Consider the following 22,250-nt stretch of genomic DNA (forward strand, 5'->3'; position numbering starts at 1 on the left):
CTATCGTATTGATAGATTTATCTAAGAATTATTTTAATTATTGTTACGGTTATTATGATATGTGACTCATTCTAGCTAAATTGATACACAAAATATATGTGATATTCTGATATCTATTAGTAAATTACTACAACCAGTATCATCAGACGTATATAAAGATAGGATGCGCATTATTGTATGCGCATTTATATTTGACATGTATATTAAATATATACATTTATGATTTATAAAAAATACGAAATTATTCAAATTTTATAAAATACTTATATATTTTTATATATAACTATATATTAGTGATTTTTTCTATAAAACAAAAAATGTGTAGATGTTAAAAACATATAAGAATGATTCTCAAAAATTCCTAAAAATAATTCTATTGTTGTATGCATTAAGTAAATATTATATACTGGTTATTAATACGCAATGTTGGAATGTATATTAAATTTATGAGTTATTTATTTGATTATATAAAATGTATTTAATATCAGTGACGAATGCATATGTGTTATTTGTATATTGTATGATTCTGAAACAAATAAATTATCAATAGAAAATAAGCAGGGAGCAGAGGAGTGTAGCGCATCTATTATGCTAGTAAATAGCAGATCGATAATTTATATAATAGTAGTTCTTGTATTTCTAGAGGGATGTTCTAGTGATAATATCCATAGATACCATAGTAAATGCGCGTCACAATCCCTTAATTCTGATGTTACTATCTATATGTCTCAAGATAAAAAGACAAATATACGGTATCCACAGAAAATACCTGCTGTTGCTAACGTTCATAAATACAATCATACAAATTACAGTTCTTATCACGAATCTACATATACAGTAAAATCAGGCGATACTTTATTTTATATTGCTTGGATTACGGGAAATGATTGTTTAAATTTAGCAAAAATAAATAATATTAAAGATGTAAATGTATTAAAAGTAGATCAAGTTTTAATAGTACATCGTAATACAATGTGGCTGTATTTTAAAAAATTCTTAAGAGAAATTTTTATTCCTTTTGATAGCGGTAATAATGCTTTTAAAAAAATATTATTTTTTGTTAAAAAACAATTGTTTTATTCTAGGACGTATAACAATACTTATCCTAATATGGACATGTCTTATAACATGGTTTCTAGTTCAACAGCGTCAGACTTAGTAACAGTCAAGGACTGGTACTGGCCAACAAATGGTGTAATTATTAATACTTTTTCTGATTCTGAAAGAGGTAATAAAGGAATTGATATATCCGGAGCTTTAGGTCAGCCTATCTTGGCTACCGCTAACGGAAAAGTAGTATATATTGGGAATACATTGAAAGGATACGGTAACCTGATTATCCTCAAACATGATAATAACTATCTTAGCGCTTATGCGCACAACGATATGATATTGGTTAATGAACAGCAAACAGTTAAGATGGGCGACAAGATTGCAACCATGGGTAACAGCGGGACTAATGAAGTAAAATTACATTTTGAAATCAGATATAAAGGAAAATCTGTAGATCCTTTATTTTATCTCCAAAATAGGTAATTTAAATTGATTACAAATTAATATTTTATTTCGAATATACGAAAATATTATATTTGTACATAAATATTACTTTTTTATGATTGAATTGATTTAATGATTATGTGAAATATTTTAGTTTAAATAATTTTGGTCAGTTATTAACGTAAAAATATATGTACAAATTTTATATTTTGTTTTTCAGGTATATACATCAGATGTATATCTATTGATATACGTTAATCATGCAATAAAGATCATCTTTATTTAATTTTATAAAACATATTATCGAGCATATATAATAATATTTTTATGCAATTACTATATTAATCAAAACAATAAAATTTATCGCAATTTGAACGCGGCAATAAAGTTATGGTAACTGTGAAAAATTACATTATATTTTATTCATGTTGTTGTAAAAAATATGTTTAAAATGATAATGACATTTGAGGAATATTGTATTAAAAGTGTCAATGTACTTTGATACTTCTGATTTATTTCAAAATAGCATTGGAATACATATCTATACATATACTAATGCGATGCTGTTAGAAACAATGTTTAATAAACACAAACGTATATTATCAACCAAAAAATTACATCCATTTTTAAAAATTATCTATAGAAATAGTTTGATACCTTACTTAAATACTTATCATTAAGATAGATGAATATAAAAAATTATTTATAAACATTTTAAACTTTGTATTTTTGAAATTTATTTGTAAAATAGTAAATTATTATATTATTAGTAATAATTAGTGATGTTTATGTAAAAAATAAATTTCTATATACTTTAAATATACATAATATTCTATGATTTTGATTTCTATCTTTTCGAAAATTGTTTATAATCCATAGTTATACAAGTTATATATATATGGAATTTTATTCCATGATGGAATCTATATGTACAAAAATATTGATGATATTCGTCAAGAATTTCTTAATTTTTTTAAAAAAAAAGGACATGAAATTATTTCAAGTAGTACTTTGATTCCTAATAGTGATCAAACATTATTATTTACTAACTCCGGTATGAATCAGTTTAAAAACATATTTTTAGGAATTGATAAGCCATTATTTAAGCGTGTTGCTACCGCGCAACGTTGTGTACGTGCTGGAGGTAAACATAATGATTTAAATAATGTTGGATATACTGAGCGGCATTTAACATTTTTTGAGATGTTAGGTAATTTTAGTTTTGGAGATTATTTTAAACATGAGGCTATTCAGTTTGCTTGGGAGTTATTAACTGACGTTAATTGGTTCAATTTATCTAAAAATAAATTATGGGTAACAGTGCATAATTGCGATGGTGAATCTTATGATATTTGGTCAAAGCAAATAGATATCCCTAATGAACATATTATTAGAATTGGTAGCAATACAAATAATTTTTGTGATTCTGATAATTTTTGGCAAATGGGAAATATCGGGCCTTGTGGACCTTGTTCAGAAATATTTTATGATCGCGGTGATCGATTACAAGGAGGACCTCCTGGCAGTTTAGAAGAATTTGGGGAAAGATATGTTGAAATTTGGAATTTAGTATTTATACAATTTGATCGTCAAGAAAGTGGTCATCTTTTATCGCTCCCTATGTTGTCAGTAGATACTGGAATGGGTTTAGAGCGTATTACTTCAATATTGCAGGGAGTAAATAGTAATTTTTCTATCGATGTATTTAAGAAATTAATATCTTCTATCTCTCGAATCATGAAAATTAATGATATCTATATAAATAGATCTGTGTATGTGATCGCTGATCACATTCGTACATGTTCATTTTTAATCCAAGATGGAGTCCTCCCTGCTAATGAAGGACGTGGTTATGTACTACGCCGTATTATTCGTAGAGCTATTCTTCATGGAAAAAGATTAGGTGTAAATGATATTTTTTTTTACAAATTAGTTTCTCCTCTTATTAAATATATGCAGCATATAGCCGATACTTTACATGACAAGAAAGATTTTATAGAAGAAATTTTACTTAGTGAAGAAAAATTATTTCAAGATACCTTAAAAAGAGGTTTAGAATTATTAGAAAAACAATTAATACGATTAAAAGGAAATTATCTAAATGGTGAAATAGCATTTAACTTATATGATACTTATGGATTTCCATTTGAATTAACTCAAGACGTCTGTTTAAAACGTGGCATACACGTAGATCAATTAGGATTTGATCAAGCTATGTTGACACAAAAAAAATATACGAAAGCATTAAATAAATTTGATATAAGTAATGAAAAGTTATCACTTTGTAATGTATCAAGCATATTTGTTGGATATGATAAACTGATTTGTAAATCTCGAGTAATAGCATTGTTCCAACACAATAAATCAATAAATAAAATTCATACAAAAGAAGAAGGAATAGTGATTCTGGATAATACCCCTTTTTATGGAGAATCTGGGGGCCAAATTGGAGATTGTGGTCAATTAAATACTATATCCGGATTTTTTCAGGTTACCAATACGAAAAAATATGGCCAAACAATAGGTCATTTAGGAATAGTTAATAGCGGGACTATTAGTGTTGGGGAGGAAATAGTAGCTCAAGTAGATCAACATAAAAGGAAATGCATTTCTTTAAATCACTCTGCTACGCATTTACTACATGCTGCGTTGTCTCAAGTGCTCGGATCTCACGTGACGCAAAAGGGATCCTTGGTAAACGATCGATACTTACGGTTTGATTTTTATCATCATGCAACGATGACGACAACACAAATGAGTACAGTAGAAAATATTGTAAATGAACAAATTTGGAAGAATGCTCCAATTACAGTTGATGTTATGCCAATGGAAGTAGCTAGAAATAGTGGAGCTGTAATATTGATAAATAAACAATATGATAAAAAAGTTCGTGTTCTAAAAATAGGAAATTTTTCTACTGAGTTATGCGGAGGAACTCATGCTGAACATACTGGAGAAATTGGTGTATTTGTAATTACCAAAGAATGTAGTATTGCTGCTGGTATTAGACGTGTTGAAGCAGTAACTAATAACGTAGCATTATCTGTAATACATCAATATAAAATGTTACTTAAAAATATCTTTCAATCGACTCAAAGTGATGATAAAAATATATTAAGTAAAATACATGAATTTAAATGTCGTTATCAAAAATTGGAAAAAGAAATAGATTCTTTAAGAAATCAACAAATTATACAACAAAGTTTATCGTTCATTAAGGATATTTATTATATTAAAGATGTACGAGTCTTAATTAAGCAGGTTGTCAATATGACGCCAAAAACATTATTTAATATGACAGATTGTATTAAACATCAGTTAAAATCAGGAGTGATTGTTCTTATTAATCTTAATACAAACAACAAAATTAATTTAGTAGCAGCTGTAACTAAAGATTTAATAAAACGTAATCGTATAAATGCTTTATCTTTAGTTCAGTGTATCATCAATATTCTTGGTGGAAAAGGTGGAGGTAGACCTGATTTTGCTCAAGCCGGTATTAACAATATGGCAACTACATCCAAAATATCTATTGAAGTAAATTCCTTATTACATAATATATTGTAAATAATTGCACAATTATATTAAAAGTTGTTTTAAAATAAAAAGTTATTAATGCGTTCTTAAAGTGGTGCGCTAACATTTTACAAAAAGTATAAATATCACATGCAGATGTTTATTTCATGTTGCTCAGAAATTTTAAAAATAGTAAAAATTAAGAAGTCCGGTTATTTGAATTTTTCAAGGAGTAAAGAATGCTTATTCTGACTCGACGAGTTGGTGAAACTCTCGTCATTGGAGATGAGGTTACAGTAACTGTATTAGGTATTAAAGGGAACCAAGTCCGTATTGGTGTAAATGCTCCCAAGGAGATATCTATACACCGAGAAGAAATTTATCAACGTATCAAAGCTGAAAAATCACAACAGAATTTGTGCTAAATTTATTGTTTTTTAAAATAAATTTCTAAACATAGTGATTTTATGATAAAAAATTTAGTTGTAAATTACATAAAAACAACGTAATGTAACAGAGAGTTTTTGATCATAAGAAAGAACAAAATATCCAATAAATGGAATGGATAGAATATTCAGTGAGGTGGCCGAGTGGCTGAAGGCACTCCCCTGCTAAGGGAGTATATGGTTCTTAACACTGTGTCGAGGGTTCAAATCCCTCCCTCACTGTTAGTAGTGATGATGCACCCGTAGCTCAATTGGACAGAGCACTCGGCTACGAACCGAGCGATCGGAGGTTCGAATCCTCTCGGGTGTATTGTGTTGTGTGTTATTTGAAATTATTAAATAATAAAAAATTTAATTAATTGTAAAAACAATTTTTTTCATTGCAATGAAAAATCAGGAATATTAAAGATTGTGTTTATTTTGATTCAGTATGAATATATAATAAATTTGTTCGTGTGTTTTCTTTGATTTTGAGCCATAGAGATGTTTAAAAACTTATCCAATAAAATATCACAATCAATACGTAATATTGTTAGTTCTGGGCGTTTAACAGAAAACAATATTAAAGAAACTTTAAATATGGTTAAGATTGCCTTACTAGAAGGAGATGTAGCATTATCCGTGGTACACGGTTTTGTTAATACAGTTAAAGAAGGTATAATAGGAAACGATATAAACAAACATTTAACTCCAGGTCAAGAATTTATTAAAATTATGCATGCCTCTTTAGTAAAAATTATGGGAGAAGGATCACATGATTTAAATTTAAATACTCAAATACCATCGATAATATTAATAGTAGGTGCGCAAGGTTCTGGGAAAACTACTACTACCGGAAAACTTGCGAAATTTTTAAAAATAAAAAAAAATAAAAAAATATTAGTGGCATCAACTGACGTGTATAGACCGGCAGGCGTGCAACAATTAAAATCATTGATAAAATCTGAAGATATAATTTTTTTTGAAGATTGTAATGTTCAGAATAAACCAATTGATATACTGAAAGCAGCTTCCATTGTATCAAGATCATTATCTTATGATGTTTTGTTAATAGATACTGCTGGTTGCTTAGATACAGATGATTATTTGCTTTCAGAACTAGCTGAAATGCATAGCTTTGTTAATCCAATAGAAACTTTATTCATTGTAGATTCTATGATTGGACAAGTAGCTATTAATAGTATAAATGTGTTCAATAAAACTTTGCCATTAACCGGCATTATTTTAACTAAGTTGGATGGGGATTCACGTGGAGGAGTGGCTTTATCTATTAAATATCTTACTGGAAAACCCATAAAATTCATAGGAACAGGAGAAAAAATTGATGCATTAGAGCCTTTCAATTCATACAGAATAGCTGGACGCATACTTGGAATGGGTGATATACTTTCATTAATCGAAGATATTGATAACCAAGAAAAATGGGTTAAAGAAAAAAAATATATTAACAAAAACAGTGTAGATTTTAATTTATATGATTTTTTAGGTTATATAAAACAAATACGTAGTATGGGAGGAATTAATAAAATAATAAGTAAATTACCTCTTAATCTAGGAGTGAGCTTAGATAGTATTCAATCATATACTCATGACAATACGTTCATACGTATGGAAGCCATAATTAACTCTATGACTGTGAAAGAACGTATGAATCCAAAAATAATTACTGGATCTAGAAAGAAACGTATTGCTAATGGATCCGGAGTACATATACAGGATGTCACAAAGTTACTAAACACATTTAATCATATACGTATTACAATACAGAAAATAAATAAAAATGAAATATTTCGAATGATACGTACATTAAAAAATAAAATATCATCTAAATTTACAATTAATTAAAAAATATTTTATTGTTGAAGTCGGTAGATATATTCATACTCTTGATTATGGATCTATTGATTTTTTTTTGGTTATTAATGTAAGGTTATATACTTATGGTGAGAATTAGATTAGCGCGGGGAGGTCATAAAAAAACTCCTTTTTATCACATAGTTATTACTGACAGTAGAAATGCACGCGATGGTCGTTTTATTGAACGTGTTGGATTTTTTAGTCCAATTACATTTGGGAATCACACAGGATTACATGTAAATACAGAACGTGTAAAATATTGGTTAGACAAAGGCGCGAGTCCATCTGATCGGGTTTTAAAATTAATAAAGAATTTATGAAACATGATGAATATTCAACAGATAAAGAAGATGTTATAACCCCGCCCCTTCATCCTGTAGTAATAGGAAGAATAATAGGCGCATATGGTATATTGGGGTGGATACGGATAATATCATTTACTGAAAAAAATGATAATATATTTTATTATGGTCCGTATTTTACTATCGTCCAATCTACATGGAAAGAAATTTTTTTAGATAAATGGAAACTGATTGGGAAACGTTATATTGTTAAAATACGAGGCATCTCAAATAGAAATTCTGCTCAGTCATTAAGTCGTTGCAATATTATTATTGATGAAACACAATTCCCATGCATAAATGATGATGAATATTATTGGAAAGATTTAATAGGATGTGTAGTTATCACTGTACAGGGAGTTCTTTTAGGAAATATTATCAGTATAATAGAAACTACAGCAAATGATGTTTTGGTAGTAAAAATGTGTCAATATAATCTTTGTAAGATCAAAAATTGCCTTATTCCTTTTCTTATCAAGAGAGTCGTTAAAAATATTAATCTTGTCACACGTATTGTTACTGTAGATTGGGATCCTAATTTTTAATTTTTTAAAATAAAATGTAAAAAAATATGTTGTTAGGTGTGATTACTTTATTTCCAGATATGTTTCAGTCTATTGTTCGTTACGGAATAGTAGGGCGAGCAATTCGAAGGGGTATTCTCTCCATAAAATTGTGGAATCCGCGCGTGTTTACATATGACCGACACCACAGCGTAGATGCCCGGCCCTATGGAGGAGGGCCGGGCATGTTAATGATGATTGAACCCCTTAGAAATGCAATCAATCAAGCAAAAGATGAATTAGGAAATAATATTAAAGTAATTTATCTTTCTCCTCAAGGAAGAAAGCTAAAGCAGAAATATGTATATAAGTTAGCATATGATCATCAGAAATTAATTTTAGTTTGTGGTAGATATCAAGGTATTGATGAAAGATTAATTCAAACGGAAATTGACGAAGAGTGGTCTATAGGAGATTATATACTTAGCGGAGGAGAGTTAGCAGCAATGGTATTAATAGATACGATATCTAGAGTTCTGCCTGGCGTATTAGGAAATCAAGATTCAAAAGAATCAGATTCTTTTTTCAAAGGAAGATTAGATTGTCCACATTATACACGACCAGAAACTTTTGATGGCATGAAAGTACCGTCGGTATTATTATCAGGAAATCATGATAAAATTCATCGTTGGAGACAAAAACAAGCTTTGGGTTGTACTTGGATTAAAAGGCCGGATTTACTTAATGATACACAATTAACTAATGAGGAAGAAAATTTACTTTCTGAATTTAAAAATGAATACTTGCTATTATTAAATAAAAAAACTAGGAAATAATATATATGTACGAATCAATAAATAATTTCGAAAAAAAACAAATAAAACAAAACATGCCGCACTTACATCCAGGTGATACAGTGGAAGTGAAAACATGGGTCATTGAAGGTAGTAAAAAACGCCTACAAATTTTTGAAGGCGTAGTTATTTCTATTAAAAACCGTGGATTACATTCTGCGTTTACTGTAAGGAAAATTTCTAGTGGAGAAGGCGTAGAACGAGTATTTCAATCACATTCTCCTGTGATTGAAGAGATTAAAATTAAACGATTTGGTATCGTTCGTCGTGCTAAGTTATATTATTTACGTAATCTTAGCGGAAAATCAGCACGAATCAAAGTACGTATGAATTCATGATACATTTTTTGTTACAAGTATTTAATATCAGCTTAATACACATATTAAAATTTAGAATTTTATAATCAACAATATATTTCTTTTTTCATAATATAATCAATTAATTCAAAATATTTTAATATTTAAATTTTTTAAAAAGTCATGCACCATTAAAATGCTATAATATTATGTATTAAAATTTTAAAAACTACATGCCATACATACTATGTGTTGTATGAGCAATAAGATATTCACACAGATACGTGTGCTTATATTGTTAACAGAATCTCATATAAGTTCAAGAATTCAATGTAACCTAGTTCATCAACTTATAATAATTTATTAACAATAATAATATAAAACTATATTTACATTAGTTTTATATGTGTATCATAATATGATATATATTATCATTTTTAATGATCATTTTAGTTTTATGAATTTATTATATAATATATAATTATATTAAGGATAATAATATGCAGAAAAATGAGCGTAACAGTATCTATGTCAATAACACATATTCAATAATTACTCCTGAGCAATTAAAAACTCAATTTCCTATAACACATTTGGAACAAAAAACCATTGCGGATTCTCAAAATATAATTATGAATATTATTCATAGACGCGATCCGCGCCTACTGGTGATATGTGGTCCTTGTTCTATTCATGATGTTAATGCTACTTTTGATTACGCTGATAAATTAAAAATTTTGTCAACAGAATTGCAGGATCAATTATATATCGTTATGCGTGTATATTTAGAAAAACCTCGTACTAGTATTGGTTGGAAAGGATTAATTAACGATCCGCATATGAATGGTTCCAACGATATTGAATTGGGTTTAAAGACTGCTCGAAATATGTTAGTGAAATTAACAAAAATTGGATTACCACTTGCTACTGAAGTATTAAATCCATATATTCCACAATATATCGGGGAGCTCTTCAGTTGGTCATCTATTGGAGCGCGTACTACGGAATCCCAAATACATCGAGAAATAGCTTCTGGATTGTATACGCCTGTAGGATTTAAAAATAGCACCAGCGGGAACTTTTCTAATGCAGTTAACGCGATACATGCTGCAATGATGCCTCATCGTTACATTAGCATCAATCAGTCGGGTCAGGTATGTTTACTGCATACTAAAGGTAATCTCAATGCTCATATAATTTTACGAGGAGGAGAAAATCCTAATTATTATCCGGAAGATATTATTGATTGTGAAAAACAAATAACAGAAGCAGGATTACCTTTAGCATTAATGGTAGATTGCAGTCATGGTAATTCTAACAAAGATTATCGTCGCCAAATTGATGTAGCACAGTCTATTTCACATCAAATTAAATATGGAAACCGTTCTATTATTGGATTGATGATTGAAAGTTATATTTATCCTGGTAATCAATCTATAAATTTATCATCTTCTACAACGCAATACGGAGTATCAGTTACCGATGCGTGTATAGATTGGAAAACAACTAAACACTTACTGTATGATTTGCATAAAGAATTAAAACCATTTCTTATCAATCGTATATAAGGAGCTGGAATGGCATGACAAAGGAACTAAATATTTTGAGAAACAGCATCGATAAAATAGATCAGAATTTATTAAAGTTATTATCTAAACGACTTTCTTTAGTCTCCGAAGTAGGAGAAATAAAAAGTCGTTACGGATTGTTTATTTATTCACCAGATAGAGAAGAAATGTTGGTTGCTTGTCGGAGGCGAGAAGCATTAGAATTAGGTATTTCTCCAGATTTAGTAGAAGATATATTGCGTCGTATTATAAGTGAATCTTATTATAATGAAAATGAAAAAGGATTTAAAACGTTGCATCCAAATTTAGGCCCAGTTGTTATAATTGGTGGAAAAGGGCGAATGGGGCAATTTTTTTTTAAAATGTTGACTTTATCTGGATATAAAGTAAGAATTTTAGATAAAAACGACTGGGCGCATGCAAAATCAATGTTAACAGATGCCGGTATGGTGGTAATCAGCGTTCCTATTCATTCAGTTACTGATGTAGTTGGTAAATTATCATATTTACCTTCAAACTGCATTATAGTAGATTTATCATCTGTAAAAAAAATATCCTTAAATGCTATATTAGCTACGCATAGCGGTCCAGTATTAGGATTACATCCTATGTTCAACCCAGACCATGGAAGTATGGTAAAACAAGTAGTAATTTACTGTGAAGGACGTTATCCAGAATCGTATCAATGGTTATTAGAGCAAATACAATTGTGGGGTGCAAGGTTACATGTCTGCAATACAACAGAACATGATCAATATATGAGTATTATGCAAGGATTATGCCATTTTATTACTTTTGTAACTGGATATTATTTTTCAAAAGAAAACGTTAATTTAAAACAAATGCTGTCTATTTCTTCGCCAACATTTCGGTTAAAACTAATAACAATAGGGAGATTATTTGCTCAAGATCCTCAGTTATATGCAGACATCATCATGAATTCCAAAAACAATCTCATATTAATTAAACGTTATTATAGAAGATTAGGTAGAATTTTGATATTATTAGAACGGAATAAAAGACAAGAATTTATTGATCAATTTAAAAAAATTCAAAATTGGTTTGGTTCATATACCGATCTTTTTTTTGAAGAAAGTCGTAAAATATTGCGTCACATTAATAATTATAAAGATAATGTATAACGTAAATAATAATTTTAATCATTATTGTAATTATATTTAATAATTTTTGAATAAATTATGTTTATTTAGATCTAAAAATTTTCTATATAAGAAAATTTTTAATTTGAATATTATTTTGTATACTAATATATGTATTTGTTTTGTAATATTGTTGAAATAGTACTATACGATTACATATCTATTATTTTCTGTATTTAGCTTTTAAATAATATAGTGAACAATATATTATTATAATAATTTTCTATTATAATGAAAAATTACATCAGTAAGTGGCGTCACTTGATAACACCCTAATATTTTTAATGAATAGGCAATTTTTTGTAATTCTATAAGAATATGTTGTATGTATACATTATTTATATGTGCCATCAATTCAATAATAATTATGTTTCTCGGTCTCTCGTATGATAAAAGACGTGGTCTTAAATAAGTTATTTTAGTATTGTAAAATTGTAATACTTTTAATATTTCGCATAATTTTTCTGATTGCCCTTTGATAGAAATAATAAGAATAGTTTTTGTGGCTATAGAATGATTAAAAACTGCAATATTTGTATTTTTTAAAACAATAAACCTAGTTGTATTTTTATGAGAATTAGAGAGATTATATGTCAATAGTGAATGCAATCCATAAAATTGGCCTCCTTGCTTATTGCCTAAAGCTCCTAAATTAGATTGATTTAGTTTAGATACTGTTTCCATGGCAACTGCGCTACTTTCACAGAATACAATTTTCCATGCCGAGAAATGTTTTAAAAATTCACTGCATTGTTGAACAGGTTGAGGATGACTGTATATAATTTGAATTTGATTTATATCAGTATGATTATTAACTAAAATACAATGCTTTATAGGAATAGTAATTTCATCTACTAACAACAATCGGGTGTTTAGTAATAAATCACCTACTTCATCAATTAATCCAGAATTAGAATTCTCGATAGGAACTACACCATATTCTGCATGATCACATTCTACTAAATTGAAAATATCATCAAATCTTCGACAGCTATGCTCTACTACTTGATTAAAATGGCGATTACTAGCATATTGCATAGCGGCAATATGAGAATATGATCCCTTAGGACCCAAGAATGCTATATGCACTATAGATTTGTAAATCATAAAAAAACTCATTACCGTAATATTTAATATTCAAATATAATATTTTTAGATAATTGTGGTTGCTGTAGTGTCATCAGTATCATTATAAATCGATATTTATTTATATGGATGAATATTATATTCCTGACGTATATTATATTATTAATTTAATCAATACATATTTTAAACATTGTATCAATCATATGATATCTATAAAAATAGATATTTAATATACTGGATTAGCAGCAATGATTTTTGCTACTTTGTTAGCTTGATCTGGCAAATGTATATTTTGATAAGCTTGCTCCATATAATACAGTGCTTTACGAGTTGCTTGAGTATCTGGAAAGTGATATAACATTTTTTCTACACGAGCTATTACTGATATATAAGCATATTTTTTAGAATAAAATTTCACAATAGAAAGTTCGTATTCAGCTATTCTATTTTTTAAAAAAATTAAACGTTTGTAAGCGTCTACAGAATATTGACTATCTGGATATTGGCGTATAAGTTTTACAAAGGTATGGAATGCTATACATGCATACATGGGATTGCGATCAAACCAATTTATATTGAAATATTTTATTAATCTTTTATTATCTTCGTCTAAGCACATGTTGATTACGCCATGCATGTATAATACATAATCAAAATGTTTATGATTAGGGTATAATTTAAAAAAATGTTCTATATAATTATTTGCAGATTTTAAATCGTTTAATTTGTAATAAGCATAAATTAAGTCTAAATAAATTTGTTGCGGACAAGGGTCTAATAAATATAAATTTAGTAAATTTATCAAATCCTGTGTAGCTTCTTTATAATCAGCGTTATACAATTTGTTTTGAGCAGATTTGTAAAGATTATAAGTAGCATCATTTAAAATGTTAACAGAAGCAGAAGTATAAGAAATCATAATGATACTAATAATTAATATTGTTATTCTATAGTATTGAATACGTCTCATAAAACTTTTTATTAATACTCCCTAGTAGTATATAAATATTAGCAAATAATATGCATGTACGTTTATTTAAATGAATGTACCATACAACAATTTGGTTGAATTTAGTATGCAACCGCATATCAATATGATAATACCTGAATCTTATATTATAAAACCTATGATTGTGCAGGCATCTCAATCTGGAAAACGATTAGATTGTGTTCTTTCTGAATTACTGCCAAATTATTCACGTTCTAAAATAAAATGTTGGATCCTTTCTAAAAAAGTAAACGTTAACAGTCAGACGGTTATTATACCTAAAAAAAAAATGATGGGCGGTGAATTCATTGAAATAAAAGATATTGTTAATATCGATAATAATACTATAGTTCCTCAAGATATTCCTCTTGATATTGTATATGAAGACGATGATATTGTAGTAATAAATAAAGCAAAAAATATGGTAGTTCATCCTGGTGCCGGCAACCATTCAGGTACTATATTAAATGCTTTGTTATATAAATATCCAGCTATCACAGAAGTATTTCGATCAGGTATTGTTCAACGGTTAGATAAGGACACTACTGGTTTAATGGTCGTCGCTAAAAACATGATTGCATATCATAGGTTGTTACGATTGTTCAAAAAAAGAAAAATTATTAGGGAATATGACGCGGTAGTTCTCGGAAATTTTTTACATAATGAAGGGACAATCAATCAACCTATTCGAAGACATGCTGTTCATCGTACTCGCATGGCAGTTAATCCTATGGGAAAATCAGCCATAACCCACTATTCTATCACAGAATCATTTGGTATGTATACCAGAATTCGTGTACGTCTTGAAACTGGAAGAACTCATCAAATTCGTGTACATATGGCTTACATTAATCATCCATTGTTAGGAGATCATAAATACGGAAAATCAACTTATTTTATTAAAGGTGTATCTAATGCAGTCAATGACTGTTTACATGTTTTAAATCGCCAAGCATTACATGCAACTACATTGCAATTATTTCATCCTATTACTAGAATAAAAATGAAATGGGATGTACCTTTACCGAAGGATATTATAAAACTAATAAATATATTAAGAAAAAATGAAAGACATGTTAAATAGCATTATTTATTTTTATAATAGAGATTTTTTGTGTACATTCGTTACTAAATATAGTCACGGACTTGTAATTTTTCGCGCGAAAATCACATCATAAACTCACTGCAGGGAAATACCATATATTTAAAAATTTATGGTTGTATTGATCTTTAGGCGAATAAAAATATACTTTTATTCCAGTGGTTTAAATGCTTGAATTTTAAGTACTTAATCGCCATATCAATAGGTATGTACCGGGATACGAGTATGTAATTGTTTGTATATTATTATAAGAGGAAAATGAATATTATGCGGTTGGATCATTTTACTCATGATTTTCAATTAGCTATTTCTGATGCTCAATCTATAGCACTTAGAAAAGATCATCAGTTTGTTGAACCTATTCATGTGATGCTCGCTTTTTTAAAAGAAAAAAACGGATCAGTATATCAGATACTAGAGCGTGCTGGGTTTAATATGTCTCAGTTTACTACATTAATTAAAGAGGCATGCGATCGTATGCCAAAGGTAGAAGGTATTGGTGGAGATATTCAATGTTCTCATGATTTAATTAAAATATTAAATCTATGTGATAAATTAGCACAAAAACATAATGATACTTTTATTGCATCAGAAATGTTTGTTTTAGCAGCCATTGAGTCTCATGGAACATTAAATGATTTATTAAAAAAATCTGGAGTATCTCCAGAAAATATAAAAAAATCAACAAGCTACATACGTAATAATCACTTAGTTGATAATCAACAATCAGAATCTCAACGTCAAGCGTTGCAAAAATTTACTGTAGATATAACTAAATTTGCAGAACAAGGCAATCTTGATCCTGTTATTGGTCGAGATGAAGAAATTCGTCGTACTATTCAGGTGTTACAGAGACGTACCAAAAATAATCCTGTTCTTATCGGACAACCGGGAGTAGGAAAGACTGCTATTGTGGAAGGATTAGCACAACGTATTATTAATGGTGAAGTTCCGGAAGGATTGAAACATAGTCGCATATTAGCTTTAGATATGGGAGGACTATTAGCGGGAACAAAGTATAGAGGAGAGTTTGAAGAACGTTTAAAAAGCGTATTAAATGATGTATCTAAAGAAGATAGTAATATCATTTTATTCATTGATGAATTACATATCATGGTTGGAGCGGGTAAAGCTGATGGAGCAATGGATGCAAGTAATATGCTTAAACCAAGACTAGCTAGAGGTGAGTTACATTGCGTAGGGGCAACTACACTTGATGAATATAGTAAATATATTGAAAAGGATGCAGCTTTAGAAAGACGTTTTCAAAAAATATTCGTTTCTGAGCCTAGCGTTGAAGATACTATAGCTATTCTTCGTGGGTTAAAAGAGCGTTACGAATTGCATCACAATGTTCATATTACTGATCCAGCAATAGTGGCTGCTGCAATTTTATCACATCGATATATTTCTGATCGTCAGTTACCCGATAAAGCCATTGATTTGATTGATGAAGCTGCTTCTAGCATTCGCATACAAATAGATTCTAAACCAGAAGAATTAGATAGATTAGAACGGCGTATCATACAGTTGAAATTAGAACAACAAGCATTAAAAAAAGAATCAGATGATTCTAGCATGAAACGATTAAATCTCTTAACTACTGAGTTAATTCAGAAAGAACAAGATTATATTAATCTTGAAAAAGAATGGAAAAAAGAAAAAGTTTCTTTATCTAACGCTCAAAGTATTAAATCTGATTTAGAACAAGCAAAAATTGCTATTGACCAAGCACGCCGTATTGGTGATTTAGCTCGTATGTCTGAATTACAATATGGTAAGATTCCAGAATTAGAAAAAAAACTATCTACAATCTTGCAATCTAATAATAAAAAAATACGTCTTTTACGAAATTGTGTTACTGATATAGAAATTGCCGCAGTATTATCTCGTTGGACTGGTATTCCCATATCTCGCATGTTAGCAAGTGAAAAAGATAAATTATTAGATATGGAACATGCTTTACATCAATTAGTTGTTGGGCAACACGAAGCAGTAAAAGCAATATCTCATGCTATTCGTCGGAGTCGCTCTGGATTATCAGATCTTAAACGTCCAATTGGTTCGTTTATGTTTTTGGGGCCTACTGGAGTAGGAAAAACTGAATTGTGCAAGGCATTGTCTATCTTTCTTTTCGATACCAATAATGCAATGGTGCGTATTGATATGTCTGAATTTATGGAAAAACATTCTGTATCAAAATTGTTAGGAGCTCCTCCTGGTTATATTGGGTATGAATCAGGGGGATATTTGACCGAATCAATACGTCGTAGACCGTATTCTATTATTTTATTAGATGAAATAGAAAAAGCGCATTCAGAAATTTTTAACGTATTATTACAAGTCTTAGACGATGGACGCTTAACAGATGGGCATGGACGTACGGTAAATTTTAATAACACTGTCATCATTATGACATCTAATTTAGGATCAGATTTCATTCAAAAACGTTTTGGAATTGTAGATTATCAAGAAGTTAAAGTTACAGTATTAAACATAGTTAATCAACATTTTCGTCCAGAATTTGTTAATAGGATAGATGAAATAGTAGTGTTTCATCCGCTTAGCACTGAACATCTTATGAAAATTGCTAGTATTCAATTACAGCGCTTATGTGATCGTTTAGAAGAAAAAGGATATCCGAATACTAATATTACTAACGCAGTCTTAGTATTTTTATCAAAAATTGGATTCGATCCGGTATACGGTGCACGCCCATTAAAGCGCGCTATACAACAACACATTGAAAATTCATTATCTCAAAAGATAATATCTGGGCAATTGCTGCCAGGTAAAAAAATTACTTTAGATGTTGTAAATAATACGATCGTCATTATTCAATGAAATTTTAAAAATTTCTAACATGAAATTATTTAAGAAATTTTAAATAATTTTAATAAGCAACCACATTATATATTGATATATAATGTTTATTTTTTCATGTTCCCGTATAAGATAGTATATATTTTTATTCATAATTTATGTTGCAAACTATAAATTAAATAATTATTTTATAATCATAAAAATATAAGAATCAAGATTATGTAGCAACTGAAAAATAAAATAATAAAATTATATTTTTAGTGTAATTGAAATTATGGATCGATGTGTGAATAAAATTTCATAAATTATTATAAAAATAATATATTTAATATCTTTGTTTAAAATAAATAAATGTATGGAACATCGTTTTCAATTAAAATCATTAAATACCTTTTCAGTTAACGCATTTGCTAAAAATATAGTAACAGCACATCATGAACATACATTATTAAAGTGTTGGAGGAAAGCTTATAGCAAAGGAAAACCTGTTCTTATTTTAGGAGGCGGTAGTAATATTTTATTTTTAGAAAACTATTCTGGAACAATATTATTAAATAGGATAAAGGGTATTTCTATTACAGAGAATGAAACGGCATGGCAACTACATGTTGGAGCTGGAGAAAAATGGGACGAATTAGTAGTTCATACTATCAAAAAAAACATGCCGGGGCTAGAAAATTTAGCGTGTATTCCAGGGTATGTGGGGGCTGCTCCAATTCAAAATATTGGGGCTTACGGCGTTGAGTTATCTCAAATATGTGAGTATGTAGATGCTATAGACTTATATAGTGGAAAAAAAATTCGTTTCACTTGTTCTGAATGTGATTTCAAATATAGAGATAGTATTTTTAGAAATTGTTTGGAGAAATATGCTATTGTGTTTGTAGGATTAAGATTACGTAAAAAGTGGAAACCCATATTAGACTATCATGAATTAGCTCATTTAGACAAATTTCATATTACACCCCGTCAAGTTTTTAACTTTATTTACATAATTAGACATAAAAAATTACCAGATCCTGTTTTAGTGGGAAATGCTGGTAGTTTTTTTAAAAATCCAATAATGGATATTAAAACAGCACGCTGCTTATTTCAAATTTATCCAAATATGCCTTATTATTATCAAAAAGATGGTAGAATAAAATTATCAGCAGGATGGTTAATAGAACATTGTCAACTAAAAGGTTATGTTTTTGGGGAAGCAGCAATATATCCTAAACAAGCATTAGTATTAATTAATAGCAAGAAAATAGCTACTGGTACTGAAATTGCAGCATTGGCTCTTTACATATATAATAAGGTTGCAGATAAGTTTAATATTTATTTACAACCTGAAGTGAGATTAATTGGTAATTATGGAGAAATAAATCCAAAAAAATTGTTCATGTAGTACATACTTGATGTATGTATTTTATTTAAAAATTTGAAATTAGATATATTTCTAATAATTTTTATCTTTTTAAATAGAATAAAAAATATATTTGTGTAGTAGAATTTAATGGAATTAAATATAAATATTAATTTATTTTTTTTTGGAGATTTGAAAACCTTGTTAAGGTATAATGAAAATTATGGTTGTTCCGTATTTCACCCTTTCTTAAATGAATCTAAGATTTTAACACAATTACCCGAAGGAAGGGTAATTGTGTTAAATAGAGTTAATTCAACCAACCAATATATAATAGACAACATTCCATATATAAAATCGGGTGATGCTTGTGTTACAGAACACCAAACACAAGGAAGAGGAAGACGTAACAAAATTTGGGTAGCGCCTGTTGGAGAAGGTATTTGCTTATCTATTTATTGGAAATTGAATAAGATTCCTCCAACGATGATTGAATTTAGTTTAATGATAAGTATTGTTGTGGCAAAGATATTAAAGAATTTAGGAGCGTCCCAGATTAAAATTAAATGGCCTAATGATTTGTATATTTATGGACGAAAATTAGCGGGAATTCTAATCGAAATTATAACAAGAACTGATAGTATTACTCATATAATAATAGGTATTGGTATTAATTTATCTATACGCACGCATGCAGCATTAAATACTAAAATTGGTAAAAATTGGATTAATTTAATGGATATTGGGATCATGATTGATCGCAATATTTTAGTCGCCACGCTTATTAATGTATTGCGTAAGAAATTAAAAGATTTTATGCTTTTTGGGTTTACTCCATTTATTACATATTGGAAAGTTTTTGATTGCTTATATAATAAACCGGTCACATTATTAGTTGGGGATCGTATAATATGCGGCACAGCTCTTGGGATAAATATACATGGAGCCTTAATAGTGGATCAAACAAGTTCAGTATGTTATTACTCAGGAAATAATATTTCTGTTTATGCATCTTAAAAATATAATTTTTATTCAAAATATTTTAATATTAAAATATTTTGAATCTATACAATATTAATCATTACAATAATCATTTGATTAACATAAATCCCATAGTTTTTGTAATATAATATGATTAAGTCCCAATATTTCAGTGAAAAAAATAGATACTCATAATAACTGTAAAGAATAAAATTATTATTTTTTTATAATCGTTATTATTTTCTTAATTGAACGTTGTTTATTATATGATTCACGTCTTTTCTTAAAATTAAATTTGCGCGTTCCCGAGTAGGTAAGATATTTTCTTGCAAATTCAGCCTATTTATTTTAGTCCATAATTGCGAAGCAATAGAAATTATATTTTTTTTAGATAATTGAGTATAACGATAAAAATAAGAATCAGGATAAGAAAAGGTAGTATAACAAAATTTCAAAAATCTATCAATATACCATTTTTGTAGTAAATATTCTGGAGCGTCAACATAAATAGAAAAATCAATAAAATCAGATACAAAAACACAAGGTAAGTCATAATGATAATCGTGATTAGTTTGTAAAACATTTAATCCTTCCAAAATAAGAATATCTGGTTTATAAATTACCTGTTGAACATTAGGAATAATGTCATATATTATGTGAGAATATACAGGAATTGTCATTGATTGAACTCCAGATTTAACTTTGGAAACAAAATTTACCAAACTAGTCATATCATAAGATTGCGGAAAACCTTTTTTTTTCATTAAACATCGTTTTTTTAATACTTTATTAGAATACAAAAATCCATCAGTTGTTACTAATTCCACAACACGACGTTCAGTCCATCTACTAAGAAGTGCTTGTAAAACTCTAGCTGTAGTGCTTTTCCCCGCAGCAACACCACCAACGATACCAATGATGTATGGTATATGTTGGTTTTGAATACTTAAAAATTGTTCTAAAATATTTTGTCGTTTTATATGCGAACAAATATATAGATTAAGCAATCTAGATAATGGTAAATAAATTTCTATTACTTCATTCATAGAAAGATTATCATTTATTCCTCTTAAATTTAGGATTTCTCTTGGAGATAATGTTAATGGTATCTCCTCTCGAAGAGATGACCATTCCTTGCGATTGAAAGTTAAAAATGGAACAGACGAAACATGTAGCATATTGTTTCTATTATTATAGATAAATGCTTATCTTATAGAATGAAATTTCATGTAAATACTTGATCAAAATAAAAGATTTAATTATAATTATGTATTATAATGAAAGCTCACGAAATAACTAATAATTTTAGTTTTATTAAAATAAATTTATTTTTTACAAATGTTTTGAATAATTTTATTATATCAAATACATTAGTTTAATGAAGTTTGTTTCAAAATGTGTGCTTCTAAGAACAGAAGCAATTTTCATTTTTAATGACATTAAAATGATGCCGGTGTAGCTCAATAGGAAGAGCAACTGATTTGTAATCAGTAGATCAAAGGTTCGAATCCTTTTACCGGCATCTACAATATTTTGATGGGGTTCCCGAGTGGCTAAAGGGAGCAGACTGTAAATCTGTCGTCGTAGACTTCGAAGGTTCAAATCCTTCCCCCATCATTTTAATTATACATAAACAACAAATACAATATATTCTTAATATTACAAGAATACGGATGTTTTATTATGTAATAGTGGGCATCGTATAATGGTTATTACCTCAACCTTCCAAGTTGATGATGTGGGTTCAATTCCCACTGTCCGCTTATATAATGTAACTGAATTATGCTGATATAGCTCAGAAGGTAGAGCACACCCTTGGTAAGGGTGAGGTCAGCAGTTCGAATCTGCTTATCAGCACCAGCGTCCGTCATATAGTTTCTTCTT

The 22,250-nt window shown here is 28.9% G+C and carries 17 protein-coding genes and 6 tRNA genes; 20 read left to right on the plus strand and 3 right to left on the minus strand.

Features of this window, described 5'->3' with window-relative positions; translation table 11 throughout:
• Nucleotides 1–588: 588 nt before the first annotated feature.
• The 12 genes from M9394_RS02450 (at nucleotide 589) to tyrA (ending at nucleotide 12,020) form a co-directional block, all read left to right on the plus strand.
• Nucleotides 589–1,536 carry a peptidoglycan DD-metalloendopeptidase family protein gene (locus tag M9394_RS02450; RefSeq protein ID WP_250247576.1) on the plus strand — a complete coding sequence of 316 codons (948 nt, stop codon included), beginning with the start codon at nucleotides 589–591 and terminating at the stop codon, nucleotides 1,534–1,536.
• 888 nt (nucleotides 1,537–2,424) lie between these two features.
• The gene (gene alaS, locus M9394_RS02455; protein WP_250249891.1) at nucleotides 2,425–5,064 is read left to right on the plus strand and encodes an alanine--tRNA ligase; all 2,640 of its coding nucleotides are present in this window, start codon (nucleotides 2,425–2,427) and stop codon (nucleotides 5,062–5,064) included.
• A 188-nt stretch (nucleotides 5,065–5,252) separates the two neighbouring features.
• Nucleotides 5,253–5,438 (plus strand): carbon storage regulator CsrA, encoded by a 186-nt coding sequence (gene csrA, locus M9394_RS02460; protein ID WP_250226696.1) that lies wholly within the window; start codon nucleotides 5,253–5,255, stop codon nucleotides 5,436–5,438.
• Between the two features lie 151 nt (nucleotides 5,439–5,589).
• Nucleotides 5,590–5,681 (plus strand) — tRNA-Ser (locus M9394_RS02465).
• A 14-nt stretch (nucleotides 5,682–5,695) separates the two neighbouring features.
• Nucleotides 5,696–5,769 (plus strand) — tRNA-Arg (locus tag M9394_RS02470).
• Nucleotides 5,770–5,942: 173 nt separating this feature from the next.
• A complete protein-coding gene (gene ffh, locus M9394_RS02475) occupies nucleotides 5,943–7,304 on the plus strand; it encodes a signal recognition particle protein (protein WP_250249893.1) in 1,362 nt (453 codons plus the stop codon).
• A gap of 95 nt (nucleotides 7,305–7,399) precedes the next feature.
• Nucleotides 7,400–7,636, plus strand: coding sequence for a 30S ribosomal protein S16 (rpsP, locus tag M9394_RS02480; RefSeq protein WP_250249895.1), 237 nt, complete (start codon nucleotides 7,400–7,402; stop codon nucleotides 7,634–7,636).
• On the plus strand, nucleotides 7,633–8,202 hold the full coding sequence (gene rimM / locus M9394_RS02485; RefSeq protein WP_250249896.1) for a ribosome maturation factor RimM: 570 nt from the start codon (nucleotides 7,633–7,635) through the stop codon (nucleotides 8,200–8,202). Before rpsP ends, rimM begins: the two co-directional genes overlap by 4 nt.
• 26 nt (nucleotides 8,203–8,228) lie before the next feature.
• A complete protein-coding gene (gene trmD / locus M9394_RS02490; protein WP_250248138.1) occupies nucleotides 8,229–8,996 on the plus strand; it encodes a tRNA (guanosine(37)-N1)-methyltransferase TrmD in 768 nt (255 codons plus the stop codon).
• 5 nt (nucleotides 8,997–9,001) lie between these two features.
• Nucleotides 9,002–9,352, plus strand: a complete 351-nt coding sequence (gene rplS, locus M9394_RS02495; protein WP_250246940.1) for a 50S ribosomal protein L19 — start codon at nucleotides 9,002–9,004, stop codon at nucleotides 9,350–9,352.
• A 458-nt stretch (nucleotides 9,353–9,810) separates the two neighbouring features.
• Nucleotides 9,811–10,878: a 3-deoxy-7-phosphoheptulonate synthase gene (locus tag M9394_RS02500; RefSeq protein WP_250246939.1), complete on the plus strand. Its 1,068-nt coding sequence runs from the start codon at nucleotides 9,811–9,813 to the stop codon at nucleotides 10,876–10,878.
• A 14-nt stretch (nucleotides 10,879–10,892) separates the two neighbouring features.
• Nucleotides 10,893–12,020 (plus strand): bifunctional chorismate mutase/prephenate dehydrogenase, encoded by a 1,128-nt coding sequence (gene tyrA / locus M9394_RS02505; RefSeq protein WP_250249898.1) that lies wholly within the window; start codon nucleotides 10,893–10,895, stop codon nucleotides 12,018–12,020.
• Between the two features lie 228 nt (nucleotides 12,021–12,248).
• On the opposite strand, the gene M9394_RS02510 is transcribed toward tyrA, so the two are convergent.
• Together M9394_RS02510 and bamD are read right to left on the minus strand one after the other, a co-directional pair.
• On the minus strand, nucleotides 12,249–13,145 hold the full coding sequence (locus tag M9394_RS02510; protein ID WP_250249900.1) for a prephenate dehydratase domain-containing protein: 897 nt from the start codon (nucleotides 13,143–13,145) through the stop codon (nucleotides 12,249–12,251).
• Between the two features lie 205 nt (nucleotides 13,146–13,350).
• A complete protein-coding gene (bamD, locus tag M9394_RS02515) occupies nucleotides 13,351–14,043 on the minus strand; it encodes an outer membrane protein assembly factor BamD (RefSeq protein ID WP_250246936.1) in 693 nt (230 codons plus the stop codon).
• 175 nt (nucleotides 14,044–14,218) lie between these two features.
• Between bamD and rluD the strand changes: the two genes are divergently transcribed.
• The 4 genes from rluD to M9394_RS02535 all read left to right on the plus strand — a co-directional run bounded on the left by rluD (nucleotide 14,219) and on the right by M9394_RS02535 (nucleotide 20,402).
• Complete coding sequence (gene rluD / locus M9394_RS02520; RefSeq protein ID WP_250250251.1) at nucleotides 14,219–15,196, plus strand: 23S rRNA pseudouridine(1911/1915/1917) synthase RluD; 978 nt, start codon at nucleotides 14,219–14,221, stop codon at nucleotides 15,194–15,196.
• A 285-nt stretch (nucleotides 15,197–15,481) separates the two neighbouring features.
• Nucleotides 15,482–18,058, plus strand: a complete 2,577-nt coding sequence (gene clpB / locus M9394_RS02525) for an ATP-dependent chaperone ClpB (protein WP_250250252.1) — start codon at nucleotides 15,482–15,484, stop codon at nucleotides 18,056–18,058.
• A 334-nt stretch (nucleotides 18,059–18,392) separates the two neighbouring features.
• A complete protein-coding gene (gene murB, locus M9394_RS02530; protein ID WP_250249901.1) occupies nucleotides 18,393–19,427 on the plus strand; it encodes a UDP-N-acetylmuramate dehydrogenase in 1,035 nt (344 codons plus the stop codon).
• A gap of 108 nt (nucleotides 19,428–19,535) precedes the next feature.
• Nucleotides 19,536–20,402, plus strand: coding sequence for a biotin--[acetyl-CoA-carboxylase] ligase (locus M9394_RS02535; protein WP_250249903.1), 867 nt, complete (start codon nucleotides 19,536–19,538; stop codon nucleotides 20,400–20,402).
• Nucleotides 20,403–20,602: 200 nt separating this feature from the next.
• Here M9394_RS02535 and coaA read toward each other — a convergent pair whose 3' ends face one another.
• Nucleotides 20,603–21,544: a type I pantothenate kinase gene (gene coaA, locus M9394_RS02540; protein WP_250249905.1), complete on the minus strand. Its 942-nt coding sequence runs from the start codon at nucleotides 21,542–21,544 to the stop codon at nucleotides 20,603–20,605.
• Nucleotides 21,545–21,815: 271 nt separating this feature from the next.
• On the opposite strand from coaA, the gene M9394_RS02545 reads away from it, so the two are divergent.
• The 4 genes from M9394_RS02545 to M9394_RS02560 all read left to right on the plus strand — a co-directional run bounded on the left by M9394_RS02545 (nucleotide 21,816) and on the right by M9394_RS02560 (nucleotide 22,226).
• A tRNA-Thr gene (locus M9394_RS02545) sits at nucleotides 21,816–21,888 on the plus strand.
• Between the two features lie 13 nt (nucleotides 21,889–21,901).
• Nucleotides 21,902–21,983: transfer RNA gene (locus tag M9394_RS02550), tRNA-Tyr, on the plus strand.
• Between the two features lie 74 nt (nucleotides 21,984–22,057).
• Nucleotides 22,058–22,129 (plus strand) — tRNA-Gly (locus M9394_RS02555).
• A 21-nt stretch (nucleotides 22,130–22,150) separates the two neighbouring features.
• A tRNA-Thr gene (locus M9394_RS02560) sits at nucleotides 22,151–22,226 on the plus strand.
• The last annotated feature ends 24 nt before the right edge of the window (nucleotides 22,227–22,250 follow it).

The organism is Candidatus Blochmanniella camponoti (genome assembly GCF_023585825.1).
Taxonomy (GTDB): domain Bacteria; phylum Pseudomonadota; class Gammaproteobacteria; order Enterobacterales; family Enterobacteriaceae; genus Blochmanniella; species Blochmanniella camponoti.